Here is a 13977-nt window from a genome sequence, read left to right as displayed (position 1 = left end):
ATAATTACATCTTGTTCAAAATAATTATAACAGAATCTATTCAAAATTTCATAGTTAGACGATAAATTTACAAAATAAAACAACCAACTTTTAGCTGATTGCTTTTCGCTATTTATTAACTTCTTAATGCCTAAAATGTCTCACGCCTGTGAAGACCATAGTCAAGCCATATTTGTCCGCTGCTTCGATGGACTCTTGGTCACGGACAGAGCCTCCTGGCTGGATGATAGCCTTAATACCTGCTTTAGCGATTTCTTCCACATTATCCGCAAATGGGAAGAAGGCATCCGAAGCAAGAACAGCACCGTCCAGACGATCTTTAGCTTGGTCAATAGCAATACGGACCGAAGCTACACGGTTGGTTTGGCCAGGACCAACACCAAGTGTCATGTGGTCGTTGGTCACGATGATACCGTTTGATTTGACATATTTGATAGCTTTCCAAGCAAACTCGAGGGCGGTTGCTTCTGTCTCAGTTGGCTGGCGTTTTGTTACCACTTGCCAGTCAGCTGGGCTTTCCTTGACCACGTCTTGGTTTTGCACGAGAAGTCCACCGACAACGCCTGTGTATTCTGCTTCTATTTCGCTAGCATCTTGAGCATCAAATGGCAAAGCAAGGATACGCAAGTTTTTCTTTTTGTTGGTCAAAATAGCTAGCGCTTCATCCGTATAGCTTGGTGCAATGATGATTTCAAGGAAGACATCGTGCATCTTCTCAGCTGTCGCAGCGTCCACCTCACGGTTGAGAACAACAATTCCACCAAAGATAGACACTGGGTCAGACTCATAAGCATAATCCCAAGCAGTCTCGATGTCATCTGCCTGACCGATTCCACATGGGTTCATGTGTTTGAGAGCCACAACGGTTGGACGTTCTTTAAAATCACGAATAATACGAATAGCAGCATCCGCATCGCGGATATTGTTAAAGGACAATTCCTTCCCGTTAAGCTGTTTCGCTGAAGCGATGGAGTAATCTGTCGGCAAGGCTTTTTGGTAGAAATCTGCGTCTTGTTGAGGATTTTCACCGTAACGCATAGCTTGTTTAAGGTCATAAGTCAGAGTGAGTTTTTCAGGTTTGCTTTCACCCACTTGAGCTGTGAAATACTCTGCAATCAAGGCATCGTAAGCTGCTGTGTGACGGAAAACCTTAGCCGCCAAACGTTGGCGAGTTTCATAAGAGGTTTCGCCGTTTGCTGCCAATTCGTCAAGAACAACAGCATAGTCAGCAGGGTCTACAACAACGGTCACGCTAGCGTGGTTTTTAGCTGCTGAACGAAGCATAGATGGCCCACCGATATCGATGTTCTCAACCGCATCAGCGTACGTCACGTCTGGTTTAAGAATGGTTTCCTTGAATGGGTAAAGGTTGACCACCACAAGGTCGATGAGTTCGATTTGATTGTCCTTAGCAGCCTCTAGATGGCTATCGAGATCACGACGAGCGAGGAGCCCACCATGGATATTTGGGTGAAGGGTCTTGACACGGCCATCCATCATTTCTGGGAAGCCCGTCACATCATCAATTGCAATGGTCTCCACCCCAGCATTGTCAAGGGCAACCTTTGTCCCACCTGTCGAGATAATCTCCCAACCAAGTTTTTTAAGTTCTTGGGCAAATTCAACAATGCCTGCTTTATCTGAGACGCTGATTAAGGCGCGTTTAGTCATGTTTTTTCCTTTCATTTACTTATTTTTACTTTATTTTTTTCAGTTCTATTTTGATCAAATATCGCATATTGAGATTGTTCAAACTTACCATTTTCGTTTTTGAATTTATTATAATAATAATTTTTTCCAAAAATGTCAGTATATATAATTATTATTTCTTTAATATTTGAAATTTCTATACCTTCATCAAGAGGAATTTTTACAGAATATTCTTCGTCTTTGTCTTTTTCAACAATTGGAAATTGATTAATGTCACCTTTTGTTCCATGTAATTGTTGAGTATTTTCACTCTGATCTTCAAATTCATTCAATTTCCAATACTTTAGAATTGCATGATTTAATCCAATATTCTTTGCTGATATCTGAAGTTTATTATCTATTAATTCTACTCCCATTATTAATATTGGTAAATTATTATAACGTTGTTCTATCTCTCTAATATCGCTATCCTTCTTGAGAGAAGCGGTATAAATATAAGAAGTCATCAACAATCCTGATATAGAGCCTATGTATGCTAACCAACTATTCATATGATTCGGTTTCATACCAAGGAATCCAAATATTTTTGTTATCAAATCAAAAGAATCAACAACAAACAACAAAATTGAAAATGCCGAAAAAAATACAATTGTTTTCAAAAAAGGGGACGATTTAATTTTATTTATCATTCATACCTTCTCTCCACTCCCAAGCTATCCAACACCTCTGGATACAACTTGTACTCTGCCTCATGAATGCGAGCTTCAAAGCTTTCGATGGTATCATCAGCTAGTCGTGGTACGCGTACTTGTTTGATGACCTTGCCTGTATCCACACCCGAATCCACCCAGTGAATGGTCACTCCAGACAGGTCTACGCCAGCATTCCAAGCGTCCTCAATCCCATGAGCTCCTGGAAATTCTGGTAGGTAGGCTGGATGAATGTTAATGATCCGACCCTCGTAAGCAGCGAGCAAAGTTGGCCCAACGATTTTCATGTAGCCTGCTAGACAAACCAAGTCAATCTGGTGTTCTTCCAAGAGCTCGACAAGAGCTGCTTCGTAGTCCGCCTTGTTCTCAAACTCCTTGAGTTCAAAAGCATAGGACAGAACGCCGAGCTTGTCTGCACGCTCGAGCACATAGGCGTCACGATGGTCTGAAAAGACAAACTCAACCGGAAATTCTTCAGCAATCACCTGAAAATTTGAGCCATTACCAGAGGCAAAAACCGCTATTTTTTTCATTTGATGATGACACTTTCGTTTTCTTTCTTGACGATGCGACCAATTTCATAGACTGGTTCATCCAACAATTCCTTGACGCGACCTACATTTTCAGGGCTAACTGCCAGCATGAGTCCCACACCCATATTGAAGATTTCAAACAATTCTTCATGCTTGATTTCACCGTATTTTTCAAGAGCTTTGAAAATAGGAAGGACTGGAACCTTGTCTTCTTCAATTTCCGCAGCTAGGTCAGCCGCAAACATACGAGGAACATTCTCGATAAAGCCGCCACCTGTGATGTGGGCAATGCCGTTGACTAACTCTTCCTTGATGAGTGGCAAGACAGCCTTGACATAGATACGAGTCGGCTCAAGAAGGACTTCCTTGAGTTTCTTGCCTTCCAATTCCGGCAAGACTTCCTCACCTGTGTAGTCCGCAAAAACACGACGAACGAGGGAGTAACCATTTGAGTGAATCCCACTTGAGGCAAGTCCGAGAAGAACATCGCCTTCAGACACCTTTGAGCCGTCTATAATTTGAGATTTTTCAGCCACACCGACTGCAAAGCCAGCCAGATCGTAGTCATCTGCGCCATACATACCAGGCATTTCAGCCGTTTCCCCACCGATGAGAGCAGCGCCTGCCTGCACACAACCTTCTGCCACACCAGCAACGACTTGTTCTAGTTTAGCTGGTTCATTCTTCCCTGTCGCGACGTAGTCAAGGAAGTAAAGAGGCTCCGCACCTGCAGCGATGATATCATTGACACACATGGCCACACAGTCCTGCCCGATGGTATCGTGCTTGTCGTACTTGATAGCCAGCATGAGCTTGGTTCCGACACCGTCAGTCCCTGAAATCAAGACCGGTTCTTTGACACCTGTTTTTGAGAGGTCAAACATGCCACCGAAACCACCAAGAGCTCCCATGACACCCGCACGCTCCGTGCGAGCCACGTGCTTTTTGATCCGCTCAACAACTTCATAACCCGCTTCAACATCCACACCCGACTGGGCGTACGCATTTTTATTTGCCATTTTATTTTTCCTTTTCTTTGAGAAGATTGCGACGTATTTTTAGATAAACAATTATTTTATCTAAAAATACTAGTCAGGGCTCTAGCTTTGGTCCCATAAGGCAAAGCGTCTACTGACAAATGCTTTAGCTTTTAGTCAGTAGCGAGACGTGGAGCATAAGCATTTTTATTTGTCATCTTCTCTTCCTTTCCTTTCATGGAGAGTCTTTATCCGTCTATTTGTAAAAACTGGTCTTATCCCCCAAGCTTCTACGATATTCTTCCTCATAGTCGTAGAGAGGAGTTGGGTAGTCGCCGTCAAAGTAAGCTACACAGAGGCCACCGTTTGGCGCATCTGTTTCGATGCCGATAGAATCAATCAAGCCATCAATAGAAAGATAGGTCAGACTATCCGCACCAATGATTTGGCGAGTTTCTTCGACCGTATGATTGGCCGCAATCAGCTCCTGACGCGTCTGGATATCAATCCCGTAAAAACATGGATAAGCTAGCGCTGGACTACCAATGGCAACATGAACCTCAGACGCACCTGCTTCTTTCAAAAGCTGAACGATACGGCGAGAGGTTGTCCCACGAACAATGGAATCATCCACCATCACCACACGTTTGCCTTTGACAACGCCCGAAACAGCAGACAGTTTCATCCGCACCCCTTGCTCCCGCAATTCTTGAGTCGGTTGGATAAAGGTGCGTTGGGTATATTGGTTTTTGATGAGACCCATTTCATTTGGCAGACCAGATTCTTCTGCAAATCCCATAGCTGCGCTGAGTGAGGAATTTGGCACACCGACCACAATATCTGCTTCGTGCTTGAACTCACGCGCCAATTGGGCCCCCATACGTTTGCGAGCTGTATGGACATTAACACCATGAATGTTAGAGTCAGGGCGGGCAAAGTAGATATACTCCATAGAGCAAATCGCCAACTGGGTATCATTCGTATAGCTATCGTACTGAATCCCATTGTCATCTACGATTACAATTTCCCCTGGTTTTACATCACGAATCCACTCAGCACCGATGACTTCAAAAGCACAGGTTTCTGACGAAACCACCACCGCTCCGTTTGCCATTTTCCCAATAGAAAGTGGACGGAAGCCATTAGGATCAAGCGCAGCAATCAACTTGTCCTCAAACAGCAGGATATAAGCAAATCCACCTTTGACAAGGCTGAGCGCCTCTTTGATTTTACCCATCAAGTTCGGATTGTGACTCCGACGAATGAGGTGGGCCAAGATTTCCGAGTCCGAAGTTGAACTGAAAATAGCTCCTCTTTGTTCCAATTCTTTCTTGAGCGATTCAGCATTGGTCAGGTTTCCGTTATGAGCAAGTCCAAACTGCATATCATGAAAGCGAAAAAGGAAGGGCTGGATGTTATCCACAGAAGCTTCACCAGCAGTCGCATAACGAACATGCCCAATCGCGCTCGTTCCAGTCAGTTTATCCAAATTAGCTGGGTTTCTGAACACTTCTGATAGAAGCCCCATATCACGATGACGCTTCAATTGCCCCTGATCATTGGAGAGGATTCCCGCCCCCTCCTGACCACGGTGCTGAAGACTGTGGAGACCAAAATAGGTTAATTTAGCAGCATCTGGATGTCCCCAGATACCGAAAACACCACATTCTTCATTAAGAGATTTTACTTCGTATGTCATTTTTTATACCTTTTATTTCCCTGTGAAATAACACACAGCCGACGCGAACAGGTGCTGGTCTTTATTTCCTGGAATGTTTTGGAAGAGACCGTCTTCATAACGTTCTGAGTGTCCCATTTTACCGATGATTTGACCATTCTTGCTGGTAATTCCTTCGATGGCATTTACCGAACCATTCGGATTGTACTTAGAATCCATGCTTGGTCTGCCTTCAAAGTCAACGTATTGGCTAAAGATTTGACCATTGTCACGGAGCTCTGCAAATTCCTCAGCCGTCACGACAAATTTCCCTTCACCGTGCGATACCGGGATGGCATGGATATCGCCCACTTGTACTCCAGCCAACCATGGTGAGTTGGTATTGGCAATCCGAGTTTCCACCATCTTGGCCACGTGCTGGTTGGCATCATTGTAAAAGAGGGTTGGGCTGGTACTGTTAGCATCTTCAAAGTTTCCATATGGAAGAAGACCTGATTTGACCAAGGCCTGGAATCCATTACAGATACCGATAATCAAACCACCACGAGCAATAAAGCTATCAATGGCCGCACGCACTTTTTCATTAAGCAAGATGTTGACAATAAACTTAGCTGATCCATCTGGTTCGTCCGCAGCTGAGAAGCCACCTGCAAAGAATAGGATATTAGCCTTGCCGATATTGTCAACCATGGTTTCAACTGACTTGGCAATGGCTTCTTCGTTGAGTGTCACGAATGGCACCAAGTTGACCTCTGCACCTTCTTTTTCGAATGCCTTGGCTGAATCGTATTCTGAGTTGGTTCCTGGGAATACTGGGATGTAAACCACAGGTTTTTCAACAACTTCTTTAGATTTCACAACTACTTCAGAAGCGACAGCTGGAACTTCTGCCAGTTCTTTAGCTTGGGCAAATTCAGTAGGGTAAACTTCTGCCAGTTTCCCTTGAAAGGCACTGTCAAGTTTCTGTCCATCTAGCTTCACACCGTTGACAACGAGTGTAAAGTCTGCTTTCGTTTGTCCAATCTTCTCTACTCCAGCAATTTCTTCAGAAGATGTGAAGACAAATCCACCCAATTGAGCTGTCAAAGCTGTTTCAAGTTCAGGCAAGGTCACCTCTGCACCGATATGGTTCCCAAAGGTAGCAAGAGCCAAGCTTTCAAGGACACCACCATATTTAACAGCTGATGCAGATGTTACTTTGTGGCCAGCTTGGATGGCTTCAAACTGAGCAAAGTTTTTCTTAATCAAGTCAAAATCAATCTCTGCGGAGAGGGCTTGACCTGGGATGTAGTAGATGTTTTCACCAGCAGTCTTGAACTCAGGAGAAAGCACCTTACGGCTATCTGCTGTTGTCACCCCAAAGGCAACCAAGGTTGGCGGTACCGTCAATTCTTCAAAAGTACCAGACATGGAGTCCTTACCACCGATAGATGGCAAACCAAGTTGGATTTGTGCTTCGATAGAGCCTAGAAGAGCTGCTACTGGCTGACCAAAACGCTCAGCTTGTTTGTCCATCCTCTCGAAATACTCTTGGTAAGAGAATCGAGCCTTAGACCAGTTGGCACCAGTAGCCACCAAACGAGCAGTCGCTTCAATTACTGCATAGGCAGCACCGTGGTATGGAGACCATTCTGCTAGATAAGGGTTGAATCCTTGCGCCATAACAGACGCAGTATGAGTCACTCCATGTTGAACTGGCAATTTCTGCACAGATGCCTCAGTTGGTGTGAGTTGGTAACGACCACCAAGTGGGTGATTGACCGTTGAACGACCGACCGAACAGTCAAAGATGGTCTGCAAGCCTTTTTGACTTGCATGGTTAAGATCAGATAGAACCGCAAGAGTATCAGCTTCAAGGGCTTCAGTACTTGTCTTGCGCTCTTCTGGGAGTTTGACATCCTTGTCCACAACCTTGGCATCGACAACGACACGCACACCGTTTGTATCAAGGAAACGACGTTCCAAGTCAACAATCGTTTCACCATTCCAGTGCATGACTAGATTTGGTTTTTCAGTCACTGTCGCAACCACAACAGCGTCAATATTTTCTTTGTTACATTCTGCAACGAAGGCATCTACATCCTCAGGTCGAACCACCACAGCCATCCGTTCTTGTGATTCAGAGATAGCAATTTCTGTACCGTTCAAACCTTGATATTTAAGAGGAACTGTATTAAGGTCGATTTCAAGACCGTCTGCCAATTCACCGATGGCCACACAGACACCACCCGCTCCAAAGTCGTTGGATTTCTTGATGAGGCGGGTAACCTCACCATTACGGAAGAGGCGCTGAATCTTGCGTTCCTCAATGGCATTCCCTTTTTGAACCTCAGCTCCAGCAGTCTCTACAGACTCAACTGTTTGAACCTTAGAAGAACCTGTCGCACCACCGACACCATCACGTCCAGTCTTGCCACCAAGGAGAATAATCACATCACCAGCTTCCGGTTTTTCACGGACGACATTGCCCTTTGGAGCCGCACCGACAACGGCACCAAGCTCCATGCGTTTAGCTACAAAGCCTGGGTGGAAGTACTCACGAACATAGGTCGTCGCAAGCCCAATCTGATTCCCGTATGAAGAATAACCATGAGCTGCTGTTTTAGAAATGACTTGTTGTGGCAATTTCCCAGCACGAGTTTCAGAAATCGGTGCTGTAATATCACCAGCACCTGAGATACGCATAGCTTGGTAGACATAAGAACGCCCTGACAATGGGTCACGAATAGCTCCACCGATACAAGTAGCCGCTCCACCAAATGGTTCGATTTCCGTTGGGTGGTTGTGGGTTTCGTTTTTAAACATGAGGAGCCAAGGTTCCTTGACACCATCAATGTCCACTTCGATTTCAACCGAGCATGCATTGATTTCGTCAGACACTTCCATATCGTCTAAACGACCATTAGCACGCTCATAACGACCAAAAATAGTCGCCATATCCATCAAGGTTTGTGGCTTTTCAGACCGACCTAGTTCATCACGCATGGCAATATACTTGTCATAAGTCGCTTGCAATTGCTTTTGGAATTTAGAAGCTGAGAAATCAATCTGTTTCAACTCCGTCTCAAAAGTCGTGTGACGGCAGTGGTCAGACCAGTAAGTGTCCAAAACCTTGAGCTCCGTCTCAGTCGGCACGCGCCCGATTGACTTGAAGTAGTCTTGGATAAAGAGCAAATCATCCACTTCCATGGCCATCCCTTGCGCGGCCTTGTAGCGGGCAAAGTCTTCTGCCGTATAACTTTCAAAGAAAGTCAATTTAGGAATAGTCTTGTCTGACTCTGAAAATTCCTGCTTGGCAATTCCTGTCGTGATGTCCTTGAAACGAGAATCCACTGGATTGAGCAGGTAGTTCTTGACCGCTTCCAACTCAGTCGCATCAATATCTTTATTAACCAAGTACAATTGTGCTGTGTTGACCGTCACGTCACTCGAACTTCCCAGCAAAAGCAAGGCTTCCTGTGAAGAAGCTGCACGCTGGTCAAACTGTCCTGGCAAACTTTCAATGGCAAAGAAAGCATAGTTAGCAAGATCAGCCTGCACAGCCGATTCGTCAAATACATGGTCTGTCACCTGCTCAGAGAAGATATGTTTTTCTGCAGGCGCAAACAAGTTCTCTGCCAAATCAAAGACATCATAAACCTGTATGATACGAATAGTTTTCAAGGTTGAAAGTCCTAAATTATGCTGGAGTTCTCTCACCAAACTCTCTGACTTGACCTGAAAATCAGCCTTCTTTTCAACAAAAATACGTTTATTCATCAATTCTTATTCCTTTATTTCAGCTTTTGCAATGTTCCACAATGACCTTGAAGGTGTTATTTTAAACCTTGCAACTTTTCCCAGACAATCTCGTAAACATCTGTTAGTTCTCCCAAGCAACGACAGAGTGTAAAGGTCCGAGGGACCTTTTCAGCCTGAGTCCTTACATCTGAGAGACGAAGGTTTTCTGTTTCTAACAGCTTATTTCAAAGCCTGCAATTTCTCCCAGACAATTTCGTAGACGTCAGTTAATTCACCTAGACCTCTACGGAAAACATCCTTATCCATGTGGTTACCGTCAGCATCCCACAGTCGGCAGTTATCTGGCGAAAATTCGTCTGCCAAGATAATCTTGCCATCCTTATCAAAACCAAATTCCAGTTTAAAATCGATTAACTTAAGACCAATCTCAGCAAACCAAGCTTTCAAGAGTTCATTGATACGACGGGTTTCTTCTTTCAAGTAAGCAACCTGCTGGTCATCCGCAATTTTAAGGAATTTCACATGCTCGTCATTGATAAAGGGGTCATCCAAATCATCATTTTTATAGTAAAATTCTACAATTGGAGTCTCAAATGCGATACCTTCTTCCACCCCAAAACGTTTTGAAAAGGAACCAGCCGTGTAGTTGCGAAGCACAACTTCCAAAGGAATAATCTCCACCTTTTTATTGAGTTGCTCTGTATCTGAAAGCTTATCCACAAAGTGAGTCGCTACACCAGCCGCATTTAATTTCTCAAAAATAAAAGATGAAATCTGATTATTCAAGACTCCTTTGCCCGCAATCTGCTCCTTCTTGACACCGTTGAAGGCAGTTGCCTGGTCCTTGTAAGTTGAAATAATGAGATTTTCATCCTCAGTTGTATAGATATCCTTGGCTTTTCCCGAATAGATCAGTTTTTTTGACATTTTAAAGTTCGCCTTTCGTATTACTTGAGCACATTCTACCACAAAACAAACAAAAATTCAAGATTTTTACGAACTATTAACAAAATAGTACTTGTTGCGTAAAGAAAAAACTGCAAAACACCTTTGTCTTACAGTTTTTCAATCAGTTATCTCGAAAAAAGACGAACATTATTCTCTGTTCAAAAATTGATCCCAATAATAGCGCAAATAGCTTTTCTTCCCTGTGATTAGCGTCAAACGTCCTTCTGAACCGTAGCGAAGACTTTCTGCCTGTTCAGGAGTCAGACTGGTCTCCGCCTCTATTTTAAAGAAATTGCCCTTTTCAGTCTTGGTAGCTGTCGCGTCAATATTCGTAATCGCAGAAACAAGAACGAGCTCTTTATTACCATCCTTGCTTGTAGTGAAACGGACAGAATCACCGACCTTGAGCCTTGCAACATCTTTTGAAGTAAGATAAGCCGTGAGTTTAGTTTTGCCTTCTTTTTCCAAGGATGGATAGAGTTGGGCTAGCAATGTCCCCTCTGCAACCATTGTAGAATCACTGGTTTCAGGATTAAGGTGAAGCACCCCATCCTCACTTGCTGTAATTTTCCCCTTGTCCAGCAGGCCTCCTTGGACTTTCTTACCCGACTCTGCCTCCAAAATTTTCTGATCCAAAAGGGTTAATTCCTGACCGACTTTGACTAGGTGCTGAGACTTGAGGGATTCAAGTTGACTATCCAGTCCCGTTGCGTAGGCTTGTTGAACTCCAGATCCCGCATACTGCACACGATAAGTAGCTAAACTAGACTCTAGCTGGGTGATTTGTGCATCCACCTGTGCAATAACTTGCGATTTAGCTTGCGGATCTTCTTCACCTTGGTTTTTATAGGTCTGATAAAATGAGTAGGCTGCATTTTGACTATCTAGTTGAGCTCCTGTTTCAATCGCCGACTTAGCTGTTTTGTAATCTCGAATTTTATCCTGTGTTTGACTGATAAGGTTGCCAATCTCAGCCTGACTCTGACTTGCGGCTACATTTTGAGAAGAGATGCTGGCATTTTGTTGAGAAACATTGCTCTTAAGACTACTAGCTTGGCTGAGATAGTCTCGAAACATCTCCTGGTATCCAAACTTATCTGCCTCTGGAAATTGGTCACTCCCCTCTTTCAAACTGGATTGCAAATAACCCAACTGCTTTTTTTGATCCTTTAACATCTCCAACTGATTGGCGTATGCTTCAGCTTGAACAGCTTCCGCCCCTTGCTGGTACTCAACGAGTAGTTCCCCCTGCTTGACCAACTTGTTCTCTTCCAGATAATTTGCCACAATCCGTTGATTGCTAGTCGACTGGATGTTAGCAATGATCCGACTAGGTTCGACAGTGGCCCTAGTAGACAAACTAATCTCCTTCTCTGCAAAAACTGCAAATCCAAACAGAAACACGAGCAGAAGCGACATGGGTAAAATCACGCGACTGGAAAAATTATGGTAACGACGATGGTAAAACTCCGCACTTTCTAAAAATTCTGGTTTCATCTTCTCCTCTTTCTAGCTATTGACCAAATGGGCGTAAAAGCCATCCTGTGCAAGCAAGTCTGCATGGGTGCCTTCTTCGACAATCTTGCCCTGATCCAAGACAACAACATTTTCTGTCCGCTCAGCAATGGTCAAGCGGTGGGCGATGAAAATCAAGGTCTTGTCTAAAGCCATGAGATTATCAACAATCCGCTTCTCCGTCAAAATATCTAGACTACTAGTCGCCTCGTCCAATATCAGAACAGGCGCATCCGTTAAAAGAGCACGCGCCAAAGCGATTCGTTGTCGTTGCCCCCCAGAAATACCTGCCCCATCCGAAGTCAATTCTGTCTGATAATTCAGTGGCATTCGCTCGATATCCTCCCGAATCTCAGCCAATTCAACTGCTCGTAAGATATCTTCCTGCGTCGTCCCTTCCTTGGCTCCAAGGAGCAGATTCTCCAAAATCGTTCCGTTAAAGACATAGGGCTGTTGAGGCAGATAGTTGATGTACTGGCGCAAGGCTTTTTTATCAATCTGATTGAGATTGACACCACCCAGACTAATCTCTCCCTGACTTGGATCGTAGAAATTAACCATCATCTTGGCCAAGGTGGTCTTACCTGATCCTGAAATCCCCACAAAAGCTACCTTAGAGCCTTGAGGAATGGTCAAATTGATGTCCGACAAGACGTCACGACCATAGCCATACTTATAGTGAACCTGCTTAAAGGTCATATCTCCCTTCATCATGCTCAAATCTTCGATTGTTTTCTTCTCCTCAAACTCCGAAGCTACCAGATAGACCTCGTTCAGACGGTTATTGGCAACTTGCGCTGTCTGAAGTTTGGTTTGCAGGTTGATGATATTCTCCAAAGGATTGGTAAAGTAAACAAGCAAAGTATTATAGGTAATCAGCTGGCCCAAACTCATTTTCCCATTCATGACCAGAACAGCTCCCATCCAGAGAACACCAACATTAAGCACGAGCTGAGCAACTTTTTTCAGAGCCTTTTGTTGACTTTCTGCCCGACTGTAAGTAAAGGATTTTTTCAGATAAGCTACAAATTCCTTATCAATCTTTTGATAGCGTGAACTTTCACTAGTCAAAGATTTAATGGTCTCAATACCGTTGATGTCCTCGATGATAGAAGAAGACAGAACCGCATTGGTTTCCATGGTATCACGATTCATCCTTTCAAAAGGCTTCATAAAGGCAAAGATAATCACTGTATAGATGGGAAGCGCAAGCAGACTAATGAAAAAGAGCGTCATATTTTGTGAAAACAGGACAAGCGAGATAATCAAAATCGTCGACACATCTAGGAAAATCGAAAGAATGGTCGACGCCAACGCGTCGATGATACTGTTAGCGTCTGTAAAACGAGATACAATCTCTCCTGTCCTGCGTGTCGCAAAAAAGGACATTGGCAGGTGAAAAACATGCTTGATGTAGGACAAAATCACATCGATAGACAAGCGTTGCCCCAGAACAAGTAAGAGGTATTCTTGCGCATAAGACAAAATCTGCTGGAGGATATAGACGATGACTAGTCCTATTGAGATAATGCCCAAGGTCGAACGCATCTGGTCTGGTACGTAACTGTCAATGATAGACTGCAGATAATAAGAGCCCACGATATTAATCAGGGTTACCAAGAGTGTCGCTAGGACGATATTGGTAATTAAGCCACGTTGTTTGAGTAAGATGGGCAAGAAGGATAGGAGCCCCTGTTTTTTCTCCTTATGGGGTTTATAGTCTGGAGACGGAGCCATAAAGAGACTGACTCCTGTCCATTCTTGCGCAAATCGCTCACGGGAAATCTTGGTCAGCTTAACACTGGGATCTGGATCAGCGATATGGATCGTCTTCTTATCCTGCCCAGTCACCACATAGTAGTGGAGTAATTTTCCTTCCTTAAGCACATGAGCAACAAAAGGAAAAGTCAAATCTGGCAAGTCAAAGATCGTCATATCCGCCTTAATTGCTCGCGTCTCAAAACCAATCTCCTCTGCCACCTTGACCAAGCCCAAAGCCGTTGTCCCATCCATGGTTGTCTTGGCCAATTCTCGCAAGTGAGCCAAAGAATAATAGCTACCATAGTAGCCAAAAACCATGGCTAATGAAGCTACACCGCAGTCCATCTGATCCACTTGCGGACGATAATGACGTTTCCCAAATTTCATATTCATCTCCTTTTTCCTAATAATCTCTTAAAAACTTTGTAAGATTATTTTAACCAAACAAGAAAGAAAGAAGGGAA

The 13977-nt window shown here is 44.0% G+C and carries 9 protein-coding genes; all 9 read right to left on the bottom strand.

Annotated features, from left to right (window positions below):
- Positions 1–123: 123 nt before the first annotated feature.
- Positions 124–1671: a bifunctional phosphoribosylaminoimidazolecarboxamide formyltransferase/IMP cyclohydrolase gene (gene purH, locus HMPREF8571_RS02200; RefSeq protein ID WP_000166546.1), complete on the bottom strand. Its 1548-nt coding sequence runs from the start codon at positions 1669–1671 to the stop codon at positions 124–126.
- An 11-nt stretch (positions 1672–1682) separates the two neighbouring features.
- On the bottom strand, positions 1683–2339 hold the full coding sequence (locus HMPREF8571_RS02195; RefSeq protein ID WP_000608680.1) for a hypothetical protein: 657 nt from the start codon (positions 2337–2339) through the stop codon (positions 1683–1685).
- Positions 2336–2893: a phosphoribosylglycinamide formyltransferase gene (gene purN / locus HMPREF8571_RS02190; RefSeq protein WP_000717481.1), complete on the bottom strand. Its 558-nt coding sequence runs from the start codon at positions 2891–2893 to the stop codon at positions 2336–2338. Before purN ends, HMPREF8571_RS02195 begins: the two co-directional genes overlap by 4 nt.
- Positions 2890–3912: a phosphoribosylformylglycinamidine cyclo-ligase gene (gene purM, locus HMPREF8571_RS02185; RefSeq protein ID WP_001284581.1), complete on the bottom strand. Its 1023-nt coding sequence runs from the start codon at positions 3910–3912 to the stop codon at positions 2890–2892. The genes purN and purM overlap by 4 nt, the downstream gene beginning before the upstream one ends.
- A 214-nt stretch (positions 3913–4126) precedes the next feature.
- Positions 4127–5569 (bottom strand): amidophosphoribosyltransferase, encoded by a 1443-nt coding sequence (purF, locus tag HMPREF8571_RS02180; protein ID WP_000220660.1) that lies wholly within the window; start codon positions 5567–5569, stop codon positions 4127–4129.
- A gap of 12 nt (positions 5570–5581) precedes the next feature.
- Positions 5582–9307, bottom strand: a complete 3726-nt coding sequence (locus HMPREF8571_RS02175) for a phosphoribosylformylglycinamidine synthase (RefSeq protein WP_001042273.1) — start codon at positions 9305–9307, stop codon at positions 5582–5584.
- Between the two features lie 201 nt (positions 9308–9508).
- The gene (purC, locus tag HMPREF8571_RS02170; RefSeq protein WP_000038497.1) at positions 9509–10216 is read right to left on the bottom strand and encodes a phosphoribosylaminoimidazolesuccinocarboxamide synthase; all 708 of its coding nucleotides are present in this window, start codon (positions 10214–10216) and stop codon (positions 9509–9511) included.
- A 168-nt stretch (positions 10217–10384) separates the two neighbouring features.
- Positions 10385–11734, bottom strand: coding sequence for a competence pheromone export protein ComB (gene comB, locus HMPREF8571_RS02165; protein WP_000801574.1), 1350 nt, complete (start codon positions 11732–11734; stop codon positions 10385–10387).
- Positions 11735–11746: 12 nt separating this feature from the next.
- Positions 11747–13900, bottom strand: a complete 2154-nt coding sequence (comA, locus tag HMPREF8571_RS02160; RefSeq protein ID WP_000668310.1) for a peptide cleavage/export ABC transporter ComA — start codon at positions 13898–13900, stop codon at positions 11747–11749.
- Between the last annotated feature and the right edge of the window lie 77 nt (positions 13901–13977).

The sequence above is a fragment of the Streptococcus mitis ATCC 6249 genome, from assembly GCF_000146585.1.
GTDB classification, from domain to species: Bacteria; Bacillota; Bacilli; order Lactobacillales; family Streptococcaceae; genus Streptococcus; species Streptococcus mitis_AZ.
The sequence above is the reverse complement of the archived record's forward strand: the minus strand, read 5'-3'. Positions and strand labels throughout refer to the sequence as shown.

What these genes read in the sequence shown, in the direction of transcription:
- purN (WP_000717481.1), bottom strand. Translation starts at nt 2,893, where the DNA reads ATGAAAAAAATAGCGGTTTTTGCCTCTGGTAATGGCTCAAATTTTCAG.
- purF (WP_000220660.1), bottom strand. Translation starts at nt 5,569, where the DNA reads ATGACATACGAAGTAAAATCTCTTAATGAAGAATGTGGTGTTTTCGGT.
- HMPREF8571_RS02195 (WP_000608680.1), bottom strand. Translation starts at nt 2,339, where the DNA reads ATGATAAATAAAATTAAATCGTCCCCTTTTTTGAAAACAATTGTATTT.
- purC (WP_000038497.1), bottom strand. Translation starts at nt 10,216, where the DNA reads ATGTCAAAAAAACTGATCTATTCGGGAAAAGCCAAGGATATCTATACA.
- purM (WP_001284581.1), bottom strand. Translation starts at nt 3,912, where the DNA reads ATGGCAAATAAAAATGCGTACGCCCAGTCGGGTGTGGATGTTGAAGCG.
- purH (WP_000166546.1), bottom strand. Translation starts at nt 1,671, where the DNA reads ATGACTAAACGCGCCTTAATCAGCGTCTCAGATAAAGCAGGCATTGTT.
- HMPREF8571_RS02175 (WP_001042273.1), bottom strand. Translation starts at nt 9,307, where the DNA reads ATGAATAAACGTATTTTTGTTGAAAAGAAGGCTGATTTTCAGGTCAAG.
- comB (WP_000801574.1), bottom strand. Translation starts at nt 11,734, where the DNA reads ATGAAACCAGAATTTTTAGAAAGTGCGGAGTTTTACCATCGTCGTTAC.
- comA (WP_000668310.1), bottom strand. Translation starts at nt 13,900, where the DNA reads ATGAAATTTGGGAAACGTCATTATCGTCCGCAAGTGGATCAGATGGAC.